Source organism: Gloeobacter kilaueensis JS1 (genome assembly GCF_000484535.1).
GTDB classification, from domain to species: domain Bacteria; phylum Cyanobacteriota; class Cyanobacteriia; order Gloeobacterales; family Gloeobacteraceae; genus Gloeobacter; species Gloeobacter kilaueensis.
In genome coordinates, this window is record NC_022600.1 from 754803 (window position 1) to 780794 (window position 25992).

The following is a 25992-nucleotide window of genomic DNA, read 5'->3' on the forward strand; positions in this document are numbered from 1 at the left end:
AAGCCATTTCAAGCACCTGCATATCAGGTCTCTCAAGAGCAGTTATAATTCTCGAAAATTTGCTCATAATCCTGGTACCTCTGCCTATTCAAGTATAAGGGTACGAAAACACAGCGTCTTTTAGGTTGCCCCATCGCGCTTTCTACTGGGCCAGTGGTTCTGGCTTCTCATTACCCAGGAGCATTGGATCGCGTACGGAACCGTTATCTTCCAATACGTCGTGGTAGGCCCAGGGTCCTTCATTCTGTGGATAACCGCCTTGCGGCTCGGGCAACCAGGGTACTTCCAGGGAGGGGGCAGGCTCGACGCGCAGGATCTGGCCGCCAAATCTGCTTTGTAGACCCTGGGCAATCTCTGTACAATCTTTGTCTGCCACGGCACCGGTTCTTAAGCTGGAGCGAGAGTCTCTCCTGGAAGTTTGGCTTCATCGTCTTTTGTACGCCAGTACTGCAGAAGGTCGCTATCTTGAAGTGACAGGGCCGATGGTCAGGTGCAAGGACTTTGAACTCGATATCCTCAGTGGGGGATAAAGCAAGAAGAGATTTGTTCGATTCTCGCTCTGCGCAGATGGTAGCTTCTCGTTAACTTTCTACAGCGTTGTCTTCCGCATCGGGACGGGACGTGTATCATTCCTCATTGTTCCGTAGAGAGTGTGGTGTGATGCACAGAAATTGGGGTATCCGACACTTCCGGCGGGGAGAGCTTCCCGGTGCTTCTTTGCTGCTGTCGCTAGGTCTTGCGACGACGCTGCTCATCCAGACGGCTCCAGCGCAGGCCCAGGTGAATTTTGCCCCGGTGCAGAATCTGGTAGACCGGGATGAAAATGTTGCGCTCGTGCTCGGCGACTTTGACAATGACGGCGACCTCGACATCGTGACCGCTCCTGAGGGCAGCAGCAATGATTGCTGCCTGTCGCGGTTTACCAACGGCGGGGCGGCCAATTTTGGCTCTCCGGATACCCTGCCCCTGCCGGGGGCGAACCGGAATCTGGCCCTGGTCGCAGGTGATCTCAACGGCGACGGCGATCTGGATCTGGTGACGAGCAGTTACGCGCTCTACTCCTACGGTTTTGGCACCCTGGGGGTTTTAGAAAATCGCGGCAAAGGGAGCGGCACGTTCGCGGTGCGCCTGAACCAGTACCGTAGCGCTCCGCCTGTGTCGATCACCCTCGGGGATCTCGACGGCGACGGCGATCTCGATCTGGCCGGGGTGAGCGGCTTTGGCTACAGCGCCCGGCTCGCCATCGTCGTACCCAATCGGGGCAGGCGATACTTCGCGGGGCGCGGGGGAGAACGCCTACCGCTTGTCAATCCTTACGAGATCGCAAGCGGCGACCTCGACGGCGACGGCGATCTCGATCTGGTGGCAATCAACTCCTATCCTTCCGAAGTTGCTGTGCTGCGCAACCGCAGCAACGGCACCTTTGCCCCTGCCCAGTACTTTCCGGCGGTGCAGGGCGGGCGACAGATCGCGGTGGGCGACCTCGACGGCGACGGCGACCTCGATCTGGTGACGGGCGGAGTCGGGGGGGTGGTGGTCCTGTCCAATCTCGGCGATGGAACCTTCTCGGCTGGCCTGCCGGTTGCCACGTCTGCAACTTCGGATGTAGCGGTGGCGGATCTCAATGGCGATGGAGCCCTGGACATTCTCTACACCGGCTCCGCAGCGTCCTTCGATGCGGTCACAGTTCTCGTCAACAACGGCAATGGTGGCTTTCTTGCCCCGGTGAGCTTTGCTGTCGCATCGCCTTCGGCCCTGGCGGTGGGCGATCTCGACAACGACGGCGATCTGGACGTAGTGACGGCAAGCGCGTTCAACCCCTACGTCGGGGTGCTGCTGAACACGACCGCCACAGCGCGCAGCACCAGATCCCGGCGATCCGGCTAGCGGGCTGTTTCGAGGCGGAGCGCCGGGCGTATACTCGTCGGCAGGTGAGAGCGGGGACGGCGCGATGAAGCGGGTATTCTGGCTGGGGGTTGGGCTCGCGCTGGCCTGGGTAGCGCAGATGGTCGCACGCGGTGCAGGCCCGCCTGCAAGCGATGGGTGTCCTCGTCCGGAAGCGGGCAGTGTTGCTGGTGCGCCGGCACTGCTGCGCAGCCGCAACGGTAAATTGGAAGCAACTTTTGTGTTGCGCAACGCCGGGAGTGAGCGCTTTTGCTTGCTCTACAACGGTGCGGTGCAATCACCGACGCTCTGGGTCGCGCCGGGCGATAAGGTCGTGCTGCGCATCCACAACGCCCTCGATCGCACGGCGATTCTGCCCGGTGCGCACCAGCATCCGGCTGGCCGCCTGCGCAATCCCTGTTCTGGAGCCAGTGCCGACACGAGCCTGCTGCGCACCAACCTGCACTACCACGGTCTGAATATTCCGCCCACCTGTCACGGTGACGATGTGCTGGGCACGACGATTGCGGACGGGGCGACTTTTGAGTACCGCTTCCAGATTCCGGCCAACGAGCCGCCGGGGCTGTACTGGTACCATCCCCATCCCCACGGCCTGAGCGAGCCGCAGGTGCTGGGCGGAGCGTCGGGGGCACTCGTCGTGCGCGGCATCGAGCAAATTAACCCAGCAGTGCGAGGTCTGCCGGAGCAGATCTTGATCTTGCGCGACCTCGCGCCCAAAACAGAGGCGAGTGCTCAGGGGCCACGGCTCTGCCCTGACCAGGACGGGTCCACCCGGCCCGCCAAGGACGTTTCGCTCAACTACGTGCCAGTGGTCTACGGCGACAAGCGGCTTGCCCAAATTCCGTTAAAAGCGAACCAGCGCCAGTTCTGGCGGGTGCTCAACGCTGCTGCCGACACCTACTTTGATCTGCAGTTGCGCTACGACGGTGAGCCTCAACCACTAGAGGTGGTGGCAGTGGATGGGGTGCCGACGCGCAAGGACGACCTGGGGCGGGCCTATCCGGTGACGCTACGGGCAACCCATGTGTTGCTGCCGCCCGCCGGACGCGCCGAATTTATCGTCCGGGGGCCGACAAGCCCGGTGCGCGAGGCGAAGCTGTTGACCCTGGCCTACGACAGCGGCCCGGACGGCGACTGCGATCCCGAGCGCGACCTGGCCCGGATCGTAGTTGCTGCAAAACAGAAGCTACCCGCCCTGCCCGTCGTCGGAGCCGCAGAGCGACCGGTGCGCTCGATGCGCTTCAGCCGGATCTCGGTGGTCCAGCCGGTGCGCACGCGCCGACTCTATTTTTCGGAAAATAACGACAAAGGCGAGTTTTATATTACTGAGGACAGGCCAGGCGTGGAACCGAAACTGTTCGATCCCTTCTTCAGCCAACCGAACATCACCGTTCAGCAGGGCAGCGTCGAGGACTGGATCGTCGAAAATCGCAGCCGGGAGTCCCACGCCTTTCATATCCACCAGATTCACTTTCAGGTGCTGGAGCGGGACGGTAAGCCAACGGGCGATGCAACCCAGTTGCGCGACACCGTCGATGTACCGTTCTGGGACGGCAAGGCGACGGCCTACCCGAGGGTGAAGCTGCGCATGGACTTTCGCGATCCGGAAATTCGCGGTACCTTTGTCTACCACTGCCACATCCTGGAGCACGAGGACGGCGGCATGATGGGCACGATCGAGGTAGCGCGCCCCAATACAGTTGGGGCGCGCCGCCCGTAAAAACCGGCTCAGCCCCGCTGGGCCAGCGCTGCCTCGAAGCGCTTTTGCAACTCAGCAGGCGGTACATCTTCAAAGTGGGTGGCGATCCACCAGGAGTTGCCGGCGGGATCTTTGATACCGGCGTTGCGGTCGCCGTAGAACTGGTCGGCGGGTTCCATCAGCGAGGTAGCCCCAGCCTCAAGGGCGCGCCGATAGGCCGCATCGGTGTCTTCGACGTAGAGATAGATCGAGGTGGGCGTGGGCGGCCAGGCTTCGCTCGCCTCGGAGAACATCACGATCGAGTCGCCAAGGCGCACCTCGCAGTGGGCGAAGGTGCCGTTTGGATGGACGGTGCGGTGCAGCTCCTGGGCACCGAAGGCCCGAGCGAGAAAATCGACCAGCCCGGCCACATTCTGCACGCTCAGATAAGGGGTGACGGTGTGATAGCCGGTGGGAACGGCCTTGACGGCTGTCTCTGTCATCGCGCTTCTCCTATATTTGTTGTGGAACGTCTGTCCATGTCCCGTGGCTGCATTCTCGCACGCGGACAGGTGTCCAGATCATGAACATTTGTACCAAATTTGTCCGGCAGCGGCTCAGGGCGTGAAGCGGGGTCCAGAGACTTCACCCCGGCTGTCGAACGAGCGCACCCGGCCAGCGACATCTTCGAGGACGAGGTGGGCAAATTCGAGATCGTCGTAGTCGATGACGTTGCCGGCCATCGTCCCGGCCATCCCTCCACCCATGCCAAAGACGCCCAGCAGACCCATCAGGCCGCCGCCGCTCATCGCCGCCGGTTGGCTGAAGACGTGGGTCTCAAGGCGCAACTGGTTGCTGCCGGGCTGCAGGAGCCAGCGCGGCAGTTTGACGGCGATGTTGTCGGCGTTGACGTAGACCTGGCTTACAAGGCTGCCGTTGAGGTAGATCTTCAGCCCATCCTGCTCGGTACCAAAAAAGCTCACCTGGGTCTGACCGGCGGCGGCGGACTGGGGCGTATCGAGACCGATGACCGAGCCGATGCGCAGGAGCAGATCGCCGGTAGGCGGCGTCCGCAGGGTAAAGTTGCGGGTGTAGGCGGTGCCTTCGGCGTGCAGGCGAAAATCGCTGGCGTTCGCCGAGCCGCGCCCGTACTGGTCGTCCCCTAAGTGGTGCAGTTCGTCGTCGAGCACCTGCAGGCGGGGCGAGAGCCGCTCCAGCTGAAGCTGATAGCCTCCGGCCCCGGCTTTGCCGGAAAGGGCGGTAGGGGCGTAGTTGCTGGCCCTGGCGGTGAGAATCTTGCCGGCGGAGGCGTGGGGCAGGCTAAAGCGGCCCTCACTGTCGGTGCGCACGGTGATCCCTTCGTCCGGCAGCGAGACTTCGACCCCGGCAAGAGGCTGGCCGGTCTGCTTATCGACGACTACGCCGCTGTCGGCACTTTGAAGGTCGATCTGGCCCCGGCCACCGTCGCGGACAGTATCGGCTTTGGCCCTGAGGCTCAGACCTTCGACCCGGCGCTTGAGGATGTCGCGGTCGCGGCCTGTGATCTTTTTGTCACCGTCGGCGTCGGCGGCGGCAATCTGGCTGTCCTGCAGCACGGTGGTGCCGTCGAGGTAGCCGTCGAGCAGTTGAATATCCTGGCTATCGACGTGGCCGTCGCCGTTGAGGTCGCCCGGTTCGGCAGCAAGGACAGCGATGGGCAGGCTCAAAAGAGCCAGCCAGGGGAGAATCCTTTTCATATCGACTCTCCGGACAATGGACGGGTGAGCGGGTTGGCTCTGTAGACGAGATCGCGCCTGAAAAGTTCACCTTAAAAAGCTGCGACGCCGCTCAAGGTTTCTGTTCAGGATAGCCCGCCAGCCGCCAGCCGCGCATCCCACCGTCCATCGAGAGGACGCGGGTATAGCCCATCTTCTGCAGGGCGTCCGCTGCCAGGGCTGAGCGGTAGCCGCCGCCGCAGTAGAGCACGATCGGCGCGTCGTGGTCTGGGATGGCCACCTCGATGTCGCGCTCGATCACCCCTTTTCCCAGGTGTCGGGCACCAGGAATGTGGCCTGCCTGCCACTCGGACTCCTCGCGCACATCGACGAGGACAAAGGGCCTGTCCTGCTCTTTCCAGGCGTAGACCTCTGCGACGTTGCACTCTTGAATGCGGGTCTTGGCGTCGTCCACCAGTTTCAAAAAGCCAGAGGAATGATCCATAAATTCTCGATCCAGGCACGCTCTGAGCGGATCCTAGCGCGGTTTGGGTTCGCTACACTGGCTAAAAGCGTTTCTAACATCTACTTTTATGGAGCGACTGCACCCTGCATCGACGGCGATTTCTGCGCCGACGAAACTGCCCACCCGCACTCCGGTCGATCCGGTCAAGACGCCAGAAAAGACGCCCCTGCGCTGGCGGGACTGGGTGGTGCGCATCTGGAACGACCCGTTCAACAAGTTCGAGCACGTCGTCGAGAGTCTGGTGCGCCACGTACCGGGGATGTCGGAGGACATGGCCTGGTCGGTGGCCTGGCAGGCGCACCGGGAGGGGGTGGCCGCCACCTACCAGGGGCCGCGCGAGGTGGCCGAACTGGTCTGCGAGAAGCTCGTCCGCGAGGGGTTGATGTCCGACTGCTGCGAGAGCTAGCCCTCTACAGGCCGTAAAAGTCTGGCCCGGAACCCTCGTAGGTGGGGTTGACCCGCAAATTCACAGCCGGACAGACGATCTCGCAGGTGCGGCACTGGATGCAGTTTTCGAGGGACATGCCGTGGACCCGAATGCCTTCGTGGGCATCGATGCGGTGGACCTCGGCGGTGCAATCGGCGACGCAGGGGGTCGGTTTGCCGAGCCGGTCGTAAGTTGCGATGCACTGGCGGCAGGTCTGGGGGTCGAACTCCTCGATGTGGCGGTTGCCCTCGTGGTAGCGGGGAGCGGCAAAGAAGACGGCGTCGGGACGACTTACGAGGGTCTCGGCGCGGGCGGCGGGGCTCACGGCGACGGCAGCGGGGCTGTAGGCGGGGTCGATATTTTCGTGGCAGGGCGTGTAGCGAAAGATGGCGTCGCTGTTGGTCTTGCCCAGGATGTGCCCGAGCGCCTGCAGGGTCTCACTTGATCGCTGGATCGGTTTACCCAGGCCAAATTTGAGGCTGCCCAGCCAGGGGTGGCCCTGATCGACGCTCTTGCAGACAGCGGGCAGATATTCGCCCAAAAGCCGGTCGTTTTCTAAAAATGCCCGCCGGAAGTGGCGGCTCGTATAAAGTTCCTGGCCGATAAAGCCGCCCAGCACCGCCTCGCGGTAGCGCGCCGCCAGATCGCCAAACTGTTTGTCGCGGAAGGCATCGTGCAATAGACCGGCGGCAATGTAGCCGGTCTCCATCGATTTATCGAGCCCGGAGAGACTGGCGGCATCGAGCACCCCCAGCGCGTCGCCCAAAAGCAGCGCCCCCTCGACCCCGAAGCGGGTGGGCAAACTGTAGTAGCCGCCCTCGGGAATGACAGCCGCGCCGTACTTGAGCAACCGGCCCCCCTTGATCAGCTCCTGAATCCAGGGGTGGGCCTTGAACTGCTGCAGGCGCAGCTGTGGGTTGAGGTTGGAATTTTTGCTGTCGAGGCTCACCACCAGCCCGATCGAGAGGCGCTTGTTGGCGAGGCCATAGACGAAGCCGCCGCTGAAGGTGCCATCTAAGATCGGATAGCCGATCGTGTGCCAAACGACGCCCTGGTAGTCGAGGTCCACCTCCCAGAGTTCTTTGATTCCCACCGACCAGAGTTGCGGGTTGGGCCTGAGGGCAAAGCGCTCGACGAGATCTTTTGAAAGAAAGCCCTTGTCACCGAAGCAGGTGGTCTGGGCGTAGATCGCATCTTCGCTGAGGGTGCCGGAGGCGCTGACGCGCACACCCACCACCCGCTCGCCCTCGTAGAGGATCTCCTGAGCGGCGAAACCTGGAAAGACATCGAGGACGATGTTGGCAGCTGCCTTCGCCCTGGTTTGCAGTTCGTCGGCCAGCCAGCGGATGGCATGGCTGAGGGTCAGGATGAGCTGGCCTTCCTTGCGGAAGCCTTTGGGTACGACCGCCTGGGGCAGATCCCACTTTTCTTCGGAGCCCAGCACGCTGAAGTGGCTGTGGCTCACGGTTCCCTCGATCGGGAAGCCAGCTTCTTTGAGGTTGGGAAAAATTTTTTCGAGGACGTGGGGGCGGGTGATCGCCCCGCTCACGATGTGGGCACCGAACTGGGCACTCTTTTCGACCAGGGCGATCGCAAGGGGCAGACCGCTCGCACTGGCCAGATCGATGAGCCGGTGGGCAAGAATCAAGTTCGAGGCGCTACCGCCGACTAAAAGCAGGTCATAGCGTATGGGAGATGGCATGGTCCGCCTCGGTGGAGTGGATAGGTTGCATCTGCAGTTGCCGAATCAACTCCGGCACGATCTGATAGAGGTCGCCGACGATGCCGTGGTGGGCAAACTTGAAGATCGGCGCACCCGCGTCCTTGTTGATGGCCAGAATCGTCGCCGACTTGTCCATGCCGACGCGGTGCTGGATCGCCCCGGAGATGCCGCAGGCGATGTAGAGTTTGGGCCGGACGGTCTTACCGGTCTGGCCTACCTGGTGGGCGTGGGCGATCCAACCGGCATCGACCGCCTTGCGCGAGGAGCCGACGGCGCTGTTTTTGAAGCAACCGGCCAGCTTGTAGAGCAGGGCAAAACCTTCTGGCGTACCCAGGCCAAAACCGCCCGAGACGATCACCTCGGCGCGCTGCAGTTCGACCTGCGAACCGGTGGCGCGGATCGTCTCGGCCACCACCAGCTTGAGATCGTCCGGCTGGAGGGTGACCGGGATGGACTGAACGCTGCCGGTGCGGTCGCTGTCAAAGGGCAGGGGCAGCATCACACCGGGGCGCACCGTCGCCATCTGGGGGTTCTTCCAGGGACCGAGGATGCGGGCTTTGAGCGATTCGCCGAAGCTTGGGCGGATCGCGTAGAGGCAGTCGGGGTAGAGGCCGACTTTGCTGGGATCTTGAGCGTTGGTGTGCTCGTAGGGGCCGATGTCCAGTTCGGTGCAGTCGGCGGTCAGCCCCGTCTCGAAGTAGGCGGCGATGCGCGGGGCAAGGTCGCGCCCGGTGGTGGTCGAACCGAAAAGGACGATGTGGGGCGGTTCGCCCATGCTGCTAATCAAGTCGATGAGCACCCGCCGAAAGGGCAGCGTGCGGTAGGTGGCAAGCTCCGGATCCTCGGCCACGTAGACTTGATCCGCGCCGTGGGCGATAAGAACGGCGGGCAGTTGCCCGGCGACGTCGCAGGCGAGAATCGCTGCGAGACTGGCACCGAGCTTGTCGGCGAGCATCCGGCCCGCACCCAAAAGCTCGAAGGCGACCGGCTGGATTTCGCCGGCGACCTGTTCGACGAAGATCAATACTTGCCTGGTCATCTTTTCACCAAATCGGGTGCAATGATCTCGGCTGTGAGCACGTCGCTCACCAGTTGGGCAGCCGCCTTGCCCTGGTAGAAGGTGCAGTGGCCGCCAATTTCGCCCACTTTTTCGGTGGCAGCGACGATCGTGGGCGAGCCCTTGAGGCCGCAGCGGGCCGGGTCGGCTTCGATGTCATCGAGGGTGACGGTGCGGATTGCCCGGCGGCGCTCCGCCTCGTCGCGCTGCAGCTGCTGCACCCGCTGAGCGCCGCGCAGCGTCTTGTAGGCGAGCCGCTCGTAGGAGTTGGCGACAGTCACTACCGCCGGAAGCGGGCAGCGCACGCTCTGGGCTCCTCCTTCGATGACGCGGCGGGCGAGCAGGGCCGTATTTTCTTCGATCTCAAAGTCTTCGCAGTAAGTCACCTGGGGCACCTGCAGCCGCTCCGCCAGTTGTGGCCCGACCTGGGCGGTGTCGCCGTCGGTGGTCTGTAAACCGCAGAAGACGAGATCGAAGGGTCCGGCGTAGCGCACCACCTTAAACAGGGCGTAGGCGGTGGCCAGCGTGTCGGAGGCAGCCAGGCGGCGGTCACTCAACAAAATGGCCTGATCGACGCCGTGGGCGATCGCCTCGTAGAGAATTTCGATGGCGGGCGGTGGTCCCATCGTGATCGCCGTCACCCTGCCGCCGTAGGTGCGCCGGGTGTGCAGGGCCGCCTGCAGGGCGTAGCGGTCGAAGGGATTGAGCATCCGCCGCGCTTTCGCTCGGTCGATCGTGCCATCGGCGTTGATGCCCGCCTTCGCTCCCTGATCGGGCACCTGCTTGATCAGTACAAAGATGTCCACAAGAATTTCAATAGAGAGTTTGTCTTGCGGACGCTATACTAACTTGATCCCCTGGGCGGACCGGACTTCCTCATATTTTTTTATCAATCTGGAGATTGACCGGCAATCCCATCGGAAACAGCCGCTTTAGAAGCGCTCTAGCGGCGCAACAGACGCGAGAGGACAAAACCGACCGCAAAGGCGATCCCGACGGTGAGCAGGGGCTGTTTGCGAATGTTGTTCTCGACGGAGCCCGTCAGATCATCGACGTGGGTTTTCTCAAGCACCTCCGCTCCGCGATGCAGTTGCTCGGCTACTTTGCCGCTCAATTGCGCTGTCTGCGAGCCGGGTTGGGCACTGTTTTCGAGTTTGTGAGCGGCGCTGCGCAGTTTTTTTGCGCCGGCATCGATTGCCTGATCGATGCGCTCTTTGGCGGCTGCGGCTGGTTTTGCTGTATCCGACTCTGGCCGGGCTTCGGAGGCTGGGCTGGTGTGGCTCGATGGGGCAGGGGAACTGGCTGGCTCCCTGTGCAGATAAGAGGTGAAATCGGCGTAATTGTTCTCCATGACTGGCTCCCCAGTGTCTGGTCTCCAGCCTAGAACACTGCCTGCCAGCTGCCACCCGACGATGGAGAGAAGTTTTACTGCTCCTGGGGCAGATTTATAGCTTTGCGCAGTCGCTCAGGTGGCACCGCTCCCCGGTACGCTCCGCAGTAGTGGAGGCTGAGAACGGCTCTGTAAGCCCAGTGGGTCGGGCTGAGGTCTTTATAGGGGTTGGGCAGACTGGCGGCGGTGTTGCGGGCGCACGCCTGGAGGATTTGTTCCTCGGTCGGCTCCGACGATTGGGCAAAAGTAGCGGGCGGCAGGGTGCTCAAGAGGGCCAAAAGGGCGGCCAGAACAGTTACAGGATGCAGTTTCATACAGTCGGCAGTTGTCGTTCCTTTCAGGATAACCAGGGACTCGATAGGCCCAGGGTCGCGCCAAAATCATGAAATTATTATGAGTTCTAGAGCAACGGAGGCAAAATGCCGGTTCAGTTGCCGCCTACGACAATGTTGCGGATGCGCAGGCTGGGACCGCCGCAACCCACGGCCAGGCCGTCCTGGCCCCCTTTGCCGCAGCCGCCGGATTCGTCCCACTCAAAGTCGTCGCCGATCGCCTCGATATCGGCGAGGCTCTGAAAGACGTTGCCCGAGAGGGTGACATCGCGCACGGGTTCGGCGAGCTGGCCGTCTCGGATCATCCAGGCTTCACCGGCGCTGAAGGTGAACATCTCGCCGTTGGTCATGCCGCCCAACCAGTTACGGGCGTAGACGCCTTCTTTGATATCGAGGGGCAGGTCGGCGAGCGGTACATCGCCGCGATCGATCCAGGTGTTGGTCATCCGGACAATCGGCGCGTAGTTGTAATCGAGGCAGCGGGCGTTGCCGGTAGGCGCTTCTTCGAGCTTGCCGGCGGTCTCGCGCGAGTGCAGCCGCCCCACCAGTTCGCCCTCGCGAATCAAGGCGGTGGTGGTGGCAGGTACGCCTTCGTCGTCGTAGAGATAGCTGCCCCGGTGCCCCCCGATCGCCGCCCCGTCATAAATATTGAGGGAGGGTGGACCGAAGCGCCGCCCGAGGCTCATCACTTCGATGAGATCCGGGTTTTCGTAGACCATGTCGGCCTCGGAGAGGTGGCCGAAGGCTTCGTGGACGAAGAGCCCGGTGAGGATCGGGTCGATGACGACGGTGTAGAGGCCGCCTCTCACCGGCGGCAGGGCAAGGGCGGCTACGGCGCGCGAGGCGGCGGAGCGCACCTTATCGTCCAGTCCCAGCAGATCCTCGAAGCCCCGGCGCGAACCGCCCGTCTCCCGCCCGGTCTGGACGGTGCTCCCGTCGCGGGCGGTGGCCGCAAAGCGCATCTCGAGGTCGATCCACTCCTGTTCTAAGAGGGTGCCCTCGGAGGTGACGATGAGCACTTTTTGGTAGCTGTCGCTGTAGTGGACGCTGGTGGTCGCCACCTGGGGCGAGTAGGCGGTGAGGATCTGGTTGTAGTGATCGCAGAGGGCTTTTTTTTCGGCCAGCGGCACGCTGCGCGGGTCGCGGCCACCCAGTTGCAGGGCAACAGAGCGGCGCACCGGTTCGATGGGGGCAAGCTGGGTCTGTTCGCTGCCGGTGAGGCGGGCCGCTGTCACCGCCTCGGCCAGGCGCGCTTCGAGATCTTGCAGGCGATTGAAACTGGCAAAGCCCCAACCGCCCTTATAACAGGCCCGCACATGGCCGCCTACCGCCAGCGCCTCGCTCAGCGTCTCGACGAGGGGGCCGCGCAGGCTGATGTCGGTGCTCTGGGCCTGCTCAAGGCGAATTGCCAGAAAATCGACCTTCGGGCGGTAGGTGCGAATCAGCTCTTCGAGGCGCTCTTGCATGGCACAGTCACAAATTGGTAACGCTCGGCGGCCCGACCGGATCGGGCCGCTTTCCAGTATGGCGGTATTCGACCACCAGATCGAACAGGACCGCCTCGGCTGCCAGCACAGCCGCAACTGGCCGCTCGTCCGCCGGAAAAAACCAGACCAGTTGCCCGCCCAGCGCCTCCACCCGCTCTAAAAGACCGCCCACCCCCCGACAGATAAGGGCAATGCGCTCACCCTGGCTCGCCCGCAGATAGGCGAGGGCCGGCAGCGGAAAGAGGCTGTCCGCCGAGTGGACCATCGGCGGCTCAGAAGCGTTCACGGCTGTTACTGGCATATTGAGGACATTTGTTCATTTAATGCCTCGATTGTAGCACCGCTCGGCGGCTTAGAAGCTCAGGCGATTGAGCAGGCGGGCGATGACGCGCGGCGGCAGGCCCAGGCGATCGCGCAGGTCGGCGAGGTTTTTGTACTCGCCATTTTGTTCGCGCTCGCACACGATCCGCACCGCGAGGGTGGAGTCGATGCCCTCCATCTGTTCGAGTTGGACGACGCTCGCCTCGTTGGCGTCGAGGATGGCAGGCAGGGGCAGAGGGGGCTCGTAGTAGCAAAACATCAACAGTGGTTCCAGGCGGTAGACCTTGGCCGAGGACAATTCGGCGCGGTCGATGAGCTCGTCCGCCGACAGAAACGGCCCACCGTTGCGGCGCGCCTCGATGATCCGACGCGCTTCGATAATCGACATGCCAGGCAAGCGCAGCAGATCATCGACGCTGCAGCGGTTGATATCGACGCCCATACCCAACTCCTTTGCCAGTAGCGCGTCCTGCTCGGAGCGCAGGCGCTGCCGGGGATCGCCCATCATCAGCAAGCGGTTGCGGTACTCGGCCTGTACCTGAAAGGTGTGGGCGACGACGACCGCCCAGACGGACCAGAACAAAAACCACTCCCCAAGGGCGGCACCGGCGGCAAGCCCGAGGCAGCTCAAGACGGCATAAAGGATGCTCCAGCGCACCCAGTCCGCCTTACGGGTTTGTTGACCGGCAAGAAACAATCCCAACCAGCTGAGGGCGGGGATCGCTGTCAACCACTTCCAGCTGCGCGCCTCCACAGGTGTTCTCCCGCCTCAACCGATGCGCTCGATCAGCTTGCGGCGCTTTTCCTCGAATTCTTCGTCGCTAATCAGCCCTTCCTGGCGCAGGGCTTCGAGGCGGCGCAGCGTGTCGATCGGATCGCCTAAGAATTTGGGCTGCTCGTAGGCCAGTTGCGGGTTGAATTTTTTGCCAAATTCGGCGTCGCTCTGGAACAGATAAATCAGCCCTTCGGCGAAGGCGATTAGACCCGGCAGTCCCGTCCAGAAAAACAGCATATAAAAGACACCGGCGACCGGTCGGCCCAGGTAGAACTTGTGCGCACCCAGCGAACCGAGCAGCATGGCGAGTATGGCTGCTGTCTGACGGTTTTTCTCACTCATCGATCACGCACCTGTTGACTGACATGCCGCTCCTCCATCTTAGTCGTCCTCGCCCCGGCTGGTGGAGTTGCCGTTGATCCCCGGCCTGCCGCTCGCTGAATCGACCATTTGTTAGACTCTAACGAGTACAAAAGATAGAGAAGAACATGATCGAGTACAGAAAGTCTGTCACAGTCCATGGACGCGAGATCGGGTTAAGTACAGGCGTCCTGGCACAGCTGGCAGGCGGATCGGTATTGGTGCAGTCGGGAGAGACTGCCGTTTTAGTAACTGCGACGATGGCCCGCCAACCGCGCGAGGGAATCGACTTTTTTCCTTTGCTGGTTGACTACGAGGAGCGCCTCTACGCCGCCGGTCGCATTCCCGGTAGTTTTGTCCGCCGCGAAGGCCGCCCGCCCGAAAAGGCAATCCTGGCAGCCCGCCTCATCGACCGCCCGCTGCGGCCACTGTTTCCCAAAGGTTTTATCAACGACGTGCAGATCGTGGCGACTGTTCTCGCCCTCGATATGAACGTTCCGCCGGACATTCTGGCGATTCTCGGAGCCTCCAGCGCGACGATGCTCGCGGGAATTCCCTTCGATGGGCCGGTAGCAGCGACCCGCGTCGGCCTTATCGGCGACGATTTCATCATCAATCCCACCTACAAGGAGATCGAAGACGGGGATCTCGATCTGGTGGTGGCCGGCACCAAAAACGGAATCATGATGGTCGAGGCGGGAGCGAACGGCCTTTCCGAAGAAGACATCCTCGATGCGATCGACTTTGGCTACGAGGCGGTGCAGGCGATGCTCACCGCCCAGGAAGAGTTCATCAAAGAACTAAAAGTCGAACCGCTCGCATTTACGCCCCCCGCCAACGACCCGGTGCTCGTCTCCTTCGTCGAGCAGAAGGTAGCTGACCCGGTGGCAGAAATTCTCCACAGTTTTGATCTGAGCAAAGACGAGCGCGACAAACGGCTCGATGGGATCGAGGCAGAGCTGAAAGCAACTTTTGAGACCCTGGGCGAGGACGATCCACTCCGCGAGAAGCTGGCGGCCAATCCCAACAAACTCGGGGCGCTTTTTAAGTCAGCCACCAAAAAACTGATGCGCAGGCAGATCCTCGACGAGGGCAAGCGCGTCGATGGCCGCGCCTTGGGCGAGGTGCGCCCGGTAAGTAGTGCCGTGCGCGTCATCCCGCGCGTCCACGGCTGCGGACTGTTTACGCGGGGGACGACCCAGGTGCTCTCGGTGGTCACTTTGGGCACCGGCTCCGACGCTCAAGAACTCGACGACCTGCACCCGGACGAGTCCAAGCGCTACATGCACCACTACAACTTTCCCGGCTTCTCGGTGGGCGAGGTCAAGCCCCTGCGCGGGGTGGGTCGGCGCGAGGTAGGCCACGGAGCCCTGGCGGAGCGGGCGATCGTGCCGGTGCTGCCGGAGTACGAAGCTTTCCCCTACGTGATCCGCGTCGTCTCCGAGGTGCTCTCCTCCAACGGCTCGACCTCGATGGGTTCGGTCTGCGGCTCGACTCTAGCGCTGATGGACGCGGGGGTGCCCCTGCGCGAACCGGTCTCCGGGGTGGCGATGGGACTTATCAAAGAAGGCGACGAGGTGCGCATCCTCACCGACATCCAGGGCATCGAAGATTTTCTGGGCGACATGGACTTCAAGGTGGCCGGTACCCGCGACGGGATCACAGCCCTGCAGATGGACATCAAGATCCAGGGGATTACCCTTTCCATCATGGAATCGGCGCTGCAGCAGGCCAAAGCCGGGCGGCTGCATATTCTTGAGAAGATGCTCATCGCCATCGACAAGCCCAGAGCGGAGCTGTCGCCCTACGCTCCGAGACTGCTGACCCTCAAGATTCCGGTCGATATGATTGGCCTGGTCATTGGTCCCGGCGGCAAGACGATCAAACGGATCGTAGAAGAGACCGGCGCAAAGGTCGATATCGAGGACGACGGCACGGTGATCGTCTCCTCGGTAGATGGAGCCAAAGCCCTCGCCGCCCGCCAGATCATCGAAGGGATGACCCGCACCGTCGAGGTGGACAAAGTCTACCTGGGCACCGTTACCCGGATCATTCCCAACCTCGGTGCCTTCGTCGAGGTTCTACCCGGCAAAGAAGGGCTGGTGCATATTTCGCAGCTGGCCGAGCACCGGGTGCGCAAGGTCGAGGACGAACTGAACGTCGGCGACGAAGTGGTGGTCAAAGTCAAGGACATCGACCAGAAAGGCCGGATCAACCTCACCCGCCGGGGTATCCACCCGAGCGAGGTGGAGGCAGCGCGGGGCCAGTAGCCGGGTGGTGTTCTAACAGGCCATCCGGCCCCATCTGGCGCACGGTGCGCCCGGCTCGCCGCCGGGTCCTTGCGGCCATCGGAACGATGCCGGTGCGCCGCTGGGCCTCCCCGAGCGTGAGGGGCAACACCGCCTCGATGCTGTAGACCCCCGGCTGGCCGGTGACGATCTTTGTCGGGCAGTGCAGGTGGCGGTCGTAGCCCCGCAGCATACTGAGCAGCATCTCCCGGCGCGGCATTCGATCAAAATCGGCGTCGAGGCGGCAGATCACAGCAAAACCGACGATGGCCGCGAGCCTCGGGATCCCGAGGCTCGCGGCCTCCGCGCCGCCCACGTAGGCTTCGCCCAGAGGCGTGTTGGGCGCTTCCATCAAAATATGGGTGACATCGTGGCGCTCGATATGAAAGCGAATCGCCCAATCGACCGGCGCGACGCCGGTGAGGGGAATGGCGTTATCTGGCCTGTCGAAGCCATGCTCGGCAAAACGTCGCCGCAACAGTTCGCCAACCGTCAGATTCATAGCCCTGTCGCTGAAGGTTTTTTTCTAACCTAGCGCAACGAGCTTACATTAGACAGCAAGGCAAGCGAGGAGAGCGTGATCGCCTGGTGGTGGCAGTCTGTCTGGATCGGCCTGTACGTGGGCGGCGTGCTGGCGATTGCCCAGTGGCTTGCCAATCACCGCACCGCCAACGAGTACACCCGCAAGTTCGTCCACATCGCCACCGGCAACATCATCCTGCTTGCCTGGATGCTCCAGGTCACCCGCCCGGTAGCCCTCGGCTTTGGTTTGCTTTTTTGTGCGGTGACGCTGCTTTCTTATCGCTATCGGTTCTTAGGGAGCCTGAGCGGTGTCAACCGCCGCAGCTTCGGTACATTTTTTTATGCCCTCAGCATCAGCCTGCTGGTAGCCTGCTTCTGGTACCCTGACCGGAAGATCGTCGCCGTGCTGGGCATTCTGGTGATGACCTGGGGGGATGCGCTGGCGGCGCTGGTGGGCCAGAGCCTTGGCCGACGCACCTACAAGGTGCTGGGAGTTCGCAAAACCCTCGAAGGTTCGCTCACGATGGCTGCCGTCAGCTTTGTCGTTGCGCTGCTGCTGGTGGGCATAACCTGCGGCTGGGGAGGGTCAACTATTTTTGGTGCCGGCACTATCGCCGTCGTCGCGGCGGCCTTAGAAGTGATTTCGGTGGGCGGCGTCGATAATCTGACAGTCCCCGTCGGTAGCGCTATCCTGGCGAATATCCTCCTTTATGAATGTTTGTTGCCGGGACGCTGATGCAGAGAGAACATTTTTTACGTAGAATACGCTTTAGCTTCAAAAATAGATGTCACTGACGGGCCTACTTTCGTGAACCGAACCGACGAATCAACAGCCGCAGGCGCACCGGCCCTGGACTACCGCTCCGAAACCTACCGGGATGCCTATTCCCGGATCAACGCGATCGTGCTGGAGGGTGAGCGCGAAGCCTGCGCCAACTACCTGGCACTGGCTGAGTTGCTGCCGGACCACGCCGATGCCCTCAAAAAATTGTCGGCCATGGAAAACCGGCACTTCAAAGGCTTTCAATCCTGTGCCCGCAATCTGGAGGTGACGCCCGACGACGAGTTCGCCCGGCGCTACTTCGCTGGGCTCGACGCCAACTTTCAAAGGGCCGCCGCCAGCGGCGACATCGCTGCCTGCATGGTGATCCAGGCTCTGATCATCGAGTGCTTTGCGATCGCTGCCTACAACATCTACATTCCGGTGGCCGACCCCTTCGCCCGGCGCGTCACCGAAGGCGTCGTCAAAGACGAGTACACCCACCTCAATTTTGGCCAGCAGTGGCTCAAAGACCACTTCGAGGCGGTGCGCCCTGGGATCGAGCAGGCGAACGCCCAGAATCTGCCCATCGTCTGGCGGATGTTGGGGGAAGTCGAAGACGATGCAGCGACGCTGCAGATGGACAAAGAAGCGATCGTCGAAGACTTTTTGATTCAGTACGGCGAAGCCCTCTCAGACATCGGCTTTACCACCCGCGATGTGATGAAGATGTCGGCTCGCGGCCTGGCTGCCGCCCCCCGCGCCTAAATAAACATGTTTGGTCTGATCGGACACCTCACCAACCTCAGCCACGCCCAGCGGGTCGCCCGCGATCTGGGCTACGACGAATACGCCTGCCAGGATCTGGAGTTCTGGTGTATGGCCCCGCCCCAGGCGGTCGATGAAATCACGATCACCAGCGTTACCGGCCAGGTGATCCATGGCCAGTACGTCGAGTCGTGCTTTTTGCCGGAGATGCTTGCCCAGGGCAAGTTCAAGACCGCGATGCGCAAGGTGCTCAACGCCATGGCCCTTGTGCAAAAGCGCGGCATCGACATCACCGCTCTGGGTGGTTTCTCATCGATTATCTTCGAGAACTTCAGCCTCGAAAAATTGCTCAACGTCCGCGACATCACCCTCGATATTCGCCGCTTTACTACCGGCAACACCCACACCGCCTACATCCTCAGCCAGCAGGTCGAGCAGGGAGCGGCCCGCTACGGCATCGACCTGCACAGGGCGACTGTCGCCGTAGTTGGAGCCACCGGCGACATCGGCAGCGGCGTCTGCCGCTGGCTGACCCGCCACAGCGGCCCAAAAGAATTGCTCCTGGTCGCCCGCGACTACGAAAGGCTCGAACGACTGCAGCAGGAGTTGGGTTCCGGCACAATCCTGCCGGTCGAGGAAGCTCTATCTAGAGCCGATATCGTCGTCTGGGTCGCCTCGCTCAACCAGGGCATGGCCATCGACCCGGCGACCCTGCGTACCCCCTGCCTGCTCATCGACGGCGGCTATCCCAAGAACATGGCCGGTGCCCTGCAGCGCCCCGGCGTCTACGTCCTCGACGGCGGCATGGTCGAGCACTCCCTCGACATCGACTGGAAGATCATGTCCTTTTTGAACGTGCCCAACCCGGCCCGCCAGTTCTTTGCCTGCTTCGCCGAGTCGATGCTGCTCGAATTTGAGGGGCTACACTTTAACTTTTCCTGGGGCCGCAACTACATCACGGTCGAGAAGATGGAGCAGATTGGCTCCCTCTCCCGCAAGCACGGCTTTCGCCCCCTCCTCGAAATCAGCGGTGCCGGCAGCGAGCCTGTCATCCAATAAGCGGGGCTTATCTTAAAAATAAGACATAAGAAAGAGGGGCTGCGTCCCCTTTTTTCTTATCTTTGTTACATTGGTTAACAAATACAGTCCATCAACCTTTATCGGATTCATACAACCATGACTGCAACACTTGAGCGTCGTTCGACTCAGGGATTGTGGGAGCGCTTCGCCGACTGGGTCACCTCCACCAACAACCGCTTCTACGTCGGTTGGTTCGGCGTCTTGATGATCCCCACCCTGCTTTCGGCTACCATCTGCTACATCGTCGCCTTCATCGCCGCCCCGCCGGTGGACATGGACGGCATCCGCGAGCCGATTTCCGGCTCCTTGCTTTACGGCAACAACATCATCACCGGCGCTGTCATTCCCAGCTCCAACGCTATCGGTCTTCACTTTTATCCGATTTGGGAAGCAGCCAGCATGGATGAGTGGCTCTACAACGGCGGGCCTTACCAGCTTGTCGTCTTCCACTTTTTGATTGGGGTGTTTTGCTACCTGGGTCGGGAGTGGGAGTTATCGTATCGTCTGGGCTTGCGTCCCTGGATCTGCATTGCCTACAGTGCGCCTGTGGCGGCAGCGACGGCGGTGTTTTTGATTTACCCGATTGGTCAGGGCAGTTTCAGCGATGGGATGCCGTTGGGTATCTCCGGCACGTTCAACTTCATGTTTGTCTTTCAGGCGGAGCACAACATTCTCAACCACCCCTTCCACATGCTGGGAGTGGCGGGAGTGTTCGGTGGTTCGCTTTTCAGTGCGATGCACGGTTCGTTGGTGACCAGCAGCCTGATTCGTGAGACTTCTTACGAGGAGTCGCAGAACTACGGTTACAAGTTTGGTCAGGAAGAGGAGACGTACAACATCATTGCGGCCCACGGCTACTTTGGTCGTCTGATTTTCCAGTACGCGAGCTTCAACAACAGCCGTTCGTTGCACTTTTTCCTGGCGGCGTGGCCGGTTGTAGGGATCTGGTTCACGGCGCTGGGCATCAGCGTGATGGCGTTCAACCTGAACGGGTTCAACTTCAATTCGAGCATCGTGGATTCGCAGGGCCGTGCGATTTACACGTGGGCGGACGTGGTGAACCGGGCGAACCTGGGAATGGAAGTGATGCACGAGAGGAATGCGCACAATTTCCCGCTGGACCTGGCGTCGAGCGAGAGTGTGCCGGTGGCGGTGAGCACCGCTGACCTCAACGGCTAAGCGCAACCGATCTTGCGAAGAAGGGCTCCCTCTGGGAGCCCTTTTTTGTGTGAGAATCTGCTCGGCTCCTAAAAAAGGCCACTTACCGAGCTACAGGAAGGTTCAGTATGAGGAAGTTGGTGAAGTTCATGCTGGCAGTGCTACTCATCTTCGGATGGAACGCTGCTGCCTTTGCAGAAACCTATACCTATCAGCTTGCCAAAGTCCAGTTTACCGTCCCCAATGACTTCAAAAAATCCCAGAGTGGTGACGCTCTGACGATCGCAACCCCCGATCGAGGACTGTCGATGGTTTTCGACTCGGTGGCCGGTGAGGATCTAGCAACAGCGGTCAAGGTGCTCAATGAGCGGGCTGCCCAGATGGTCGGCAACCTCAAGTTCAAGAATCCGCCCAGAAATGTGACGATCAACGGGCTTGCCGGACAGACGCTCACCGGCACGGGAGTGCTCAAAAATATCCCGGTCGTCGTCAACTATACAGCTCTCAAGACCCCTGCCGGTCGTGTGCTGCTCGTCATCAGCCTGGTCAACGCCAAAGCAGCGGAGACAGAAGCGCCGGTGCTCAAGAAAATTCTCTCCAGCATCAAAGCGGCTTAAGTTTCTAGATTGGGGTCTGTTCGATCGTCGTGTCTATGGGGCGAGGAGCGATCCTCGCTCCTTTTTTGCCAGCGCTCGACGAACCGGCGGTAGATCGGTGCGCAGGCGGCTTTCAAGGTTCTATCCGGCTCGATAGATTGGACAGCACGGGTCATGCGGGCCGCCGTTTCGGCGACGGACAGGCCGGACGCCCCAGCCGCTGCCAGAATAGCCGCTCCAAGGGCGGGTTCTGCCTGGAGGGGCAGGTGCAGGGTGGTACCGAGCACAGCCGCCCGCAGCCGCAACCAGAGCGGACTGCGGTTGCCGCCACCGACACAAAAATGGCGGCCCGTTCGTGGCATTCCCAACCGTTCCAACTGTTCCAACCCCAGGCGTTCGACGAAAGCGACCCCTTCTAGAAGCCCAGCAAAAAAGCGCGGGTCCGTTACGGCAAACTCGGGCAGAGCACCGCTAAACGTGCTTTCTGTGATCGGAAAACGTTCGCCGGGACGGCTTAGAGGATAGGCGGTGCTCCCGGTTGGAATGCAACCTGTCGCCAGCCCGTTGAGGGTGTCCCAGCTTTCTTTTGGATAGAACTGCTCAAGAATCGCCCCGCCGCAGGCGGAGGCGGCTCCCGGCAACCACAAGTTGCCGTCGGGATGGAGGTGGCTGTAGACCGCGCCACCGGCTCCCTCGATCCGCTCCGTACTCACGCCCTTGAAGATCAGTGTGCTTCCCAGACTGAGGCAGACCTCTCCGACGCTGAGCGCACCGGCAGCGATCTGACCGGCAACCCCGTCCGTACAGCCTGCCACCAGTTGCACCCCATCTCCCAGATTCCACCTCGGATCGAGCCTGCCGAGCACCGTGCCGGGTCTGACGACGGCGGGCAACTGGTGGGCGGGAATACCGGCGGCGAGTGCCCGCCGCCACTCGCCGCTTTCGGGGTCGTAGCCGCTTTTAAGGGCACAGGTATGGTCGGTCCAGCCGGGGGCTGCGCCCATCGCCATCAGCAAAAAGTCACTCGGATGGACCAGCAGGCAGTCGGCAGGCCCATGGTCCTGCCACCAGAGCCAGCGGCTCAGTCCCCAACTGGCTGCGATCCCAAAGCGGGCCGCGATTTTGGCCCCCCGGCAGTCGCTGTAGAGCCAGGCGGGGCTTATGGGCCGGCCCTGCCGGTCGGTGGCAAGGACGGTCCCGGAGGTGCTGGTGATAGCGACGGCCCGCACGGGCGCGGCGAGTTGGCGGCAAAAGGCGGGCCAGAGCGTCTCCAGCGCCACGAGCCAGCCCAGCGGATCTTGTTCGGTCCCCACAACAGGCCAGCCGCAGCGACTTTCAGCAGCAGGCTGACCGCTGCTATCGACAGCAAGCAATCGCAACCCGGAGCTTCCGAGGTCGATTCCGATAAACAACTCAGCGTGCGATAGCATGGAAGAGTGCCGGTGAACCGAGAACTACCATGGGATTTTTCGATTCTGAGATCGTCCAGCAAGAAGCTCGAGAATTCTACCAGGAGTATCAGGAGCTTATGCGCATCGGCAGCAACTACGGCAAGTTCGACCGGGAAGGCAAAAAACTATTTATCGAAAAGATGGAAGACTTGCTTGAGCGGCAACGGATCATGCTCAAGCGCATGGAGCTTTCAGATGATTTTATGGCCCAGATGGCGATGAAACAGATGACCGAACAGCTCAATACAGTTGGGATGACTCCTCAGCAAATGTTTCAGCAGATGGAGAAGACCCTCGAAGAGATGAAAGCCCAGATCAAGGAATAAGATGTCCGTGCGCAAACTGACCAAGGGCCAGCAGGCTGTTCTGGAGGTGCTCGTTCATTCGCACCGGCCTCTTTCTGCCCAGGATATCTATCTCGAATTGCGGGGCACCGAGCAGGAAGTGGGACTGGCTACGGTCTATCGCTCGCTCGAAGCGTTGCACGGCGGTGGCCGGGTTCAGATTATCGACGTGCGCGACAATCAGGCCCACTATCTGATCGGCAAGGCCAGTCACAGCCAGCACCATCTTATCTGTCTCAATTGCAAGCGGGTCGTCCCCCTCGATCACTGTCCGGTGGGGGACCTCGAAAAGCACCTTTCCCAGGACCACGAATTTCAGATCGAATATCACGTTCTCGATTTTTATGGTACCTGCGGCGACTGCCGTCAGGTGGTCGGGGTCTAGACTGTGCCATCGCTCGCCATCGTCTGGCATCGCCGGGATCTGCGCCTGCAGGACAATCCGGCTCTGGCAAGGGCAGCGGAGCAATTCCAGCAGGTACTCGCCGTCTTCGTGATCGATCCGGCGATTATAGGTCGCGACGACACTGCCCCGGCGCGGGTCCATTTTTTGCGCGAATCGCTCGCCGAACTGCAGCGCGCCTACGCTAACCTCGGTGGCCGCCTGGTCGTCTGCCGGGGTGAGCCTGCCGAACAACTGGTGGTGCTCGCCCGGACCCTCGGGGCGGAGGCGGTGTTCTTTAACGACGACATCGAGCCCTACGCCCGCACCCGCGACCAGAAGGTGATCGAGGCTCTCGCAGGCGCGGGTGTCGCCGCCCACCCCTGCGCTGAGATCCTGCTGCATCCTGCCGCAGAGGTCCTCACCGGCCAGGGCAAACCCTATACGGTCTTTACTCCCTTCTGGCGCAACTGGTCCGCTAAGCCCAAGCCCAGGCCGTTTGCTGCTCCTGAGCGGCTGAGCGCTCCGAGCGTCGAGACTGGCACATTTATAAGCCTGGACGAACTGGGCAAGCCGTTCTCCGGCAAGCTGCTGGTCACACCGGGGGAGCAGGCAGGGATCAAGTTGCTCGATCACTTCTGCGAGGCGGCTCTCTACCGCTACGACGAGCGGCGCGACCACCCGGCGGAGCCCGGCACCTCGTTGCTGAGCGCCCATCTCAAGTTTGGAACCATCGGCATCCGCGCTGTCTGGCAGCGCACGATCGAAAGCTGGCGCAAGGCACCAGCCGATCGAGAGCGGGCCAACCTGGCGGTCTGGCAGCAGGAATTGGGCTGGCGAGAATTTTATAAATACGAACTTGCCCACTTTCCGGAGCTGGCGGAGCGGCCTTTTCGGCGTGCCTTCGAGCAGTTTCCCTACGACCACGACCGCGAGCGCTTCGAGCGCTGGTGCCGGGGCGAAACGGGCTTTCCCTTCGTCGATGCGGCGATGCGCCAGCTCAACACTGTCTCGTGGATGCACAACCGCCTGCGCATGGTCGTCGCCAGTTTTCTGACCAAAGATCTGCTTTTGCCTTACCAGTGGGGCGAGCGCTACTTTATGCAAAAACTGGTAGACGGCGATCTGTCGGCCAACAACGGCGGCTGGCAGTGGGCCGCTTCGGTGGGGACCGATCCCAAGCCGCTGCGCATCTTCAACCCCTCGACCCAGGCGCGCCGCTACGACTCCGAGGCCACTTACATCCGCCGCTGGCTACCGGAACTTGCCCCAGTCGATACCGCCATGCTCGTCGAATCTGAGCGCTTCTCGCCCTTGTTTCGCTCGCGCTACGGCTATCCCCAGGCGATCGTCGAGCACAAGAGCCAGCAGCAGATCTTCAAGGAGCGCTACCGGCAGATCCACTCCACCGAAAAACAAGCAGATACCTCTACCAGTGACTGACGATCAGATAGCCCCAGATCTGCTAAAACGGAAGATAATGGCCCGAAATATTTGCAATGGTGAGCTTTTCGCCTGAGCAGACTTTCTTTTTATGGTAGAACCTCCTTTATTGCTGATGGCCGCGACGGCGACCGATATCGTGCTGTCGTGGCCTGAGGTGTTGTTCCGGCTCGTTGCGGTTCTGTTGCTGGTTTTGCTCAACGGCTTTTTTGTCGCCACCGAATTTTCGCTCGTCTCGGTGCGCCGCACCCGCATCGAGCAGTTGGTCGAGGAAGGCAACCGCAGCGCCCTGGCGGTGCAGCGCTCGCAAAAGGACCTCGACCGCTATCTCTCGGCCACTCAGCTTGGGATCACGATCGCTTCGCTCGCTTTAGGCTGGATCGGCGAGGGAACCATCGCTTCTCTGCTGGAGGGAGTGGTGAGCTTTCTGTCGGTGCAGGCGGCACCGGCGTTGCTCCATACCCTGAGCACGGCCCTGGCCTTTTTGCTAATTACTTATATGCATATCGTGCTCGGAGAACTCGCCCCCAAGTCGGTGGCGATCCTGTATCCGGAGCGCACGGCCCTGGTCTTTGCCTGGGCAAACGAAATCTTCTACAAGCTATTTGCGCCATTTTTGAGTCTGCTTAACTGGTCCTCGTGGCTGGTGCTGCGCAGCTTCGGCATCCGGGCCACCCTCGACACCCACACCAACCCGATCAGCCCCGAGGAGTTGCAGTTGCTCATCGCCTCTCCCATCGCCTCCGGCCTCGACAGGGATGAGCAGGTGCTGCTTGAAAATGTCTTCGAGTTCGGCGATGCGGTCGCCGTCGATGTAATGGTGCCGCGCACCTCGATCGATGCGCTGCCCGTCGATGCGACGATTCAGCAGGTGCTGACGGAGGTGGCCCAGACCGGCCACTCGCGCTATCCGCTCTACCAGGACTCCCTCGATGTGATCAAGGGCATGATCTCGATCAAGGACGTGATTGCCCGGCTGGGCGATCAGAGTGTGCAACTGAGCGATACCGTCGGTCCCCTCGCCCGGCCCATCCAGTTCGTGCCCGAAAACAAGCGCATCAGTGAGCTGTTGACCCAGATGCAGCGCGAGCGCCAGGCGATGGTGATCGTCGTAGACGAATTTGGCGGCACAGCGGGCCTGCTGACGATGGAAAACCTGCTCGAAGAACTGGTGGGCAACATCACCGACGAGGGCGAAGCGGTGTCCCTCGACATCGTCCGGCTCGACGAGCACACCGCGATTATCCAGGCCCAGACCGATCTTGAGGAGGTCAACGAGCATCTGGGCCTTGATCTGCCGCTCTCAGACGAGTACAAGACCCTGGGCGGCTTCTTGATGTACCAGCTCCATAAGGTGCCTGAACCGGGCGAACAGCTCCTCTACGACGAACTTGAATTGAAGGTGCTCGAGATGGAAGGACCGCGCCTCGAGCGCATCCAGCTGGTTCTGCCCCGCCGCATCGAACCCGAGGCGGCCAGCCCCTCGACCCGCCTCGATGGCTCTGGATAGTAATATATTTTCTTG

At 61.4% G+C, this 25992-nt stretch carries 27 protein-coding genes; 13 read left to right on the plus strand and 14 right to left on the minus strand.

Translation table 11 applies throughout. The annotated features are described in order from the left end of the window. Positions 1-660 precede the first annotated feature (660 nt). Both GKIL_RS03405 and GKIL_RS03410 read left to right on the plus strand, forming a co-directional pair. Complete coding sequence (locus GKIL_RS03405) at positions 661-1887, plus strand: FG-GAP repeat domain-containing protein (protein ID WP_023171999.1); 1227 nt, start codon at positions 661-663, stop codon at positions 1885-1887. Positions 1888-1951: 64 nt separating this feature from the next. After that, positions 1952-3625, plus strand: a complete 1674-nt coding sequence (locus tag GKIL_RS03410; protein ID WP_023172001.1) for a multicopper oxidase family protein — start codon at positions 1952-1954, stop codon at positions 3623-3625. Between the two features lie 8 nt (positions 3626-3633). Here the strand turns inward: GKIL_RS03410 and GKIL_RS03415 are convergent, their stop codons facing one another. The 3 genes from GKIL_RS03415 to GKIL_RS03425 all read right to left on the minus strand — a co-directional run bounded on the left by GKIL_RS03415 (position 3634) and on the right by GKIL_RS03425 (position 5782). Beyond that, positions 3634-4086: a VOC family protein gene (locus tag GKIL_RS03415; RefSeq protein ID WP_023172002.1), complete on the minus strand. Its 453-nt coding sequence runs from the start codon at positions 4084-4086 to the stop codon at positions 3634-3636. A 114-nt stretch (positions 4087-4200) separates the two neighbouring features. Beyond that, positions 4201-5319: a dockerin type I domain-containing protein gene (locus tag GKIL_RS03420; protein WP_023172003.1), complete on the minus strand. Its 1119-nt coding sequence runs from the start codon at positions 5317-5319 to the stop codon at positions 4201-4203. Between the two features lie 91 nt (positions 5320-5410). Beyond that, the gene (locus GKIL_RS03425; RefSeq protein WP_023172004.1) at positions 5411-5782 is read right to left on the minus strand and encodes a rhodanese-like domain-containing protein; all 372 of its coding nucleotides are present in this window, start codon (positions 5780-5782) and stop codon (positions 5411-5413) included. A gap of 88 nt (positions 5783-5870) precedes the next feature. On the opposite strand from GKIL_RS03425, the gene GKIL_RS03430 reads away from it, so the two are divergent. Continuing rightward, entirely contained in the window at positions 5871-6209 is a 339-nt protein-coding gene (locus GKIL_RS03430) for an ATP-dependent Clp protease adaptor ClpS (RefSeq protein WP_023172005.1), read from the plus strand. A 4-nt stretch (positions 6210-6213) separates the two neighbouring features. Here GKIL_RS03430 and GKIL_RS03435 read toward each other — a convergent pair whose 3' ends face one another. From GKIL_RS03435 to GKIL_RS03475, 9 genes are all read right to left on the minus strand, one after another. Beyond that, positions 6214-7932 (minus strand): electron-transferring-flavoprotein dehydrogenase, encoded by a 1719-nt coding sequence (locus GKIL_RS03435; protein WP_023172006.1) that lies wholly within the window; start codon positions 7930-7932, stop codon positions 6214-6216. After that, the gene (locus GKIL_RS03440; RefSeq protein WP_023172007.1) at positions 7910-8992 is read right to left on the minus strand and encodes an electron transfer flavoprotein subunit alpha/FixB family protein; all 1083 of its coding nucleotides are present in this window, start codon (positions 8990-8992) and stop codon (positions 7910-7912) included. The genes GKIL_RS03435 and GKIL_RS03440 overlap by 23 nt, the downstream gene beginning before the upstream one ends. Then, on the minus strand, positions 8989-9816 hold the full coding sequence (locus GKIL_RS03445) for an electron transfer flavoprotein subunit beta/FixA family protein (protein ID WP_023172008.1): 828 nt from the start codon (positions 9814-9816) through the stop codon (positions 8989-8991). Before GKIL_RS03445 ends, GKIL_RS03440 begins: the two co-directional genes overlap by 4 nt. A 137-nt stretch (positions 9817-9953) precedes the next feature. Continuing rightward, entirely contained in the window at positions 9954-10361 is a 408-nt protein-coding gene (locus GKIL_RS03450) for a hypothetical protein (protein WP_023172009.1), read from the minus strand. 74 nt (positions 10362-10435) lie between these two features. Next, positions 10436-10714, minus strand: coding sequence for a hypothetical protein (locus GKIL_RS03455; protein WP_023172010.1), 279 nt, complete (start codon positions 10712-10714; stop codon positions 10436-10438). Between the two features lie 113 nt (positions 10715-10827). After that, positions 10828-12198 carry a TldD/PmbA family protein gene (locus tag GKIL_RS03460; RefSeq protein ID WP_023172011.1) on the minus strand — a complete coding sequence of 457 codons (1371 nt, stop codon included), beginning with the start codon at positions 12196-12198 and terminating at the stop codon, positions 10828-10830. Between the two features lie 7 nt (positions 12199-12205). Then, on the minus strand, positions 12206-12505 hold the full coding sequence (locus tag GKIL_RS03465; RefSeq protein WP_187293876.1) for a hypothetical protein: 300 nt from the start codon (positions 12503-12505) through the stop codon (positions 12206-12208). A 66-nt stretch (positions 12506-12571) separates the two neighbouring features. Then, the gene (locus GKIL_RS03470; RefSeq protein ID WP_023172013.1) at positions 12572-13294 is read right to left on the minus strand and encodes a helix-hairpin-helix domain-containing protein; all 723 of its coding nucleotides are present in this window, start codon (positions 13292-13294) and stop codon (positions 12572-12574) included. Between the two features lie 15 nt (positions 13295-13309). Next, positions 13310-13657, minus strand: a complete 348-nt coding sequence (locus GKIL_RS03475; protein ID WP_023172014.1) for an NINE protein — start codon at positions 13655-13657, stop codon at positions 13310-13312. Positions 13658-13803: 146 nt separating this feature from the next. On the opposite strand from GKIL_RS03475, the gene pnp reads away from it, so the two are divergent. Then, the gene (gene pnp, locus GKIL_RS03480; RefSeq protein ID WP_023172015.1) at positions 13804-15945 is read left to right on the plus strand and encodes a polyribonucleotide nucleotidyltransferase; all 2142 of its coding nucleotides are present in this window, start codon (positions 13804-13806) and stop codon (positions 15943-15945) included. Here the strand turns inward: pnp and GKIL_RS03485 are convergent. Continuing rightward, positions 15893-16465, minus strand: coding sequence for a hypothetical protein (locus GKIL_RS03485; RefSeq protein ID WP_023172016.1), 573 nt, complete (start codon positions 16463-16465; stop codon positions 15893-15895). The genes pnp and GKIL_RS03485 overlap by 53 nt on opposite strands. A 75-nt stretch (positions 16466-16540) precedes the next feature. On the opposite strand from GKIL_RS03485, the gene GKIL_RS03490 reads away from it, so the two are divergent. From GKIL_RS03490 to GKIL_RS03510, 5 genes are all read left to right on the plus strand, one after another. Further along, positions 16541-17221, plus strand: coding sequence for a diacylglycerol/polyprenol kinase family protein (locus tag GKIL_RS03490; RefSeq protein ID WP_023172017.1), 681 nt, complete (start codon positions 16541-16543; stop codon positions 17219-17221). Between the two features lie 72 nt (positions 17222-17293). Further along, positions 17294-18013, plus strand: a complete 720-nt coding sequence (locus GKIL_RS03495; RefSeq protein WP_023172018.1) for an aldehyde oxygenase (deformylating) — start codon at positions 17294-17296, stop codon at positions 18011-18013. Positions 18014-18019: 6 nt separating this feature from the next. After that, positions 18020-19072: a long-chain acyl-[acyl-carrier-protein] reductase gene (locus GKIL_RS03500; RefSeq protein WP_023172019.1), complete on the plus strand. Its 1053-nt coding sequence runs from the start codon at positions 18020-18022 to the stop codon at positions 19070-19072. Between the two features lie 117 nt (positions 19073-19189). Next, a complete protein-coding gene (gene psbA, locus GKIL_RS03505; RefSeq protein WP_023172020.1) occupies positions 19190-20272 on the plus strand; it encodes a photosystem II q(b) protein in 1083 nt (360 codons plus the stop codon). Between the two features lie 107 nt (positions 20273-20379). Beyond that, complete coding sequence (locus GKIL_RS03510; RefSeq protein WP_023172021.1) at positions 20380-20868, plus strand: hypothetical protein; 489 nt, start codon at positions 20380-20382, stop codon at positions 20866-20868. On the opposite strand, the gene GKIL_RS03515 is transcribed toward GKIL_RS03510, so the two are convergent. Further along, a complete protein-coding gene (locus GKIL_RS03515; RefSeq protein ID WP_023172022.1) occupies positions 20865-22277 on the minus strand; it encodes an FGGY-family carbohydrate kinase in 1413 nt (470 codons plus the stop codon). The genes GKIL_RS03510 and GKIL_RS03515 overlap by 4 nt on opposite strands. 29 nt (positions 22278-22306) lie before the next feature. Between GKIL_RS03515 and GKIL_RS03520 the strand changes: the two genes are divergently transcribed. The 4 genes from GKIL_RS03520 (at position 22307) to GKIL_RS03535 (ending at position 25977) form a co-directional block, all read left to right on the plus strand. Next, positions 22307-22624: a DUF1825 family protein gene (locus GKIL_RS03520; protein WP_023172023.1), complete on the plus strand. Its 318-nt coding sequence runs from the start codon at positions 22307-22309 to the stop codon at positions 22622-22624. Between the two features lies 1 nt (position 22625). Continuing rightward, a complete protein-coding gene (locus GKIL_RS03525; protein WP_023172025.1) occupies positions 22626-23027 on the plus strand; it encodes a Fur family transcriptional regulator in 402 nt (133 codons plus the stop codon). Between the two features lie 3 nt (positions 23028-23030). Further along, positions 23031-24467, plus strand: coding sequence for a cryptochrome/photolyase family protein (locus GKIL_RS03530; RefSeq protein ID WP_023172026.1), 1437 nt, complete (start codon positions 23031-23033; stop codon positions 24465-24467). 91 nt (positions 24468-24558) lie between these two features. Next, positions 24559-25977 carry a hemolysin family protein gene (locus GKIL_RS03535; RefSeq protein WP_023172027.1) on the plus strand — a complete coding sequence of 473 codons (1419 nt, stop codon included), beginning with the start codon at positions 24559-24561 and terminating at the stop codon, positions 25975-25977. The last annotated feature ends 15 nt before the right edge of the window (positions 25978-25992 follow it).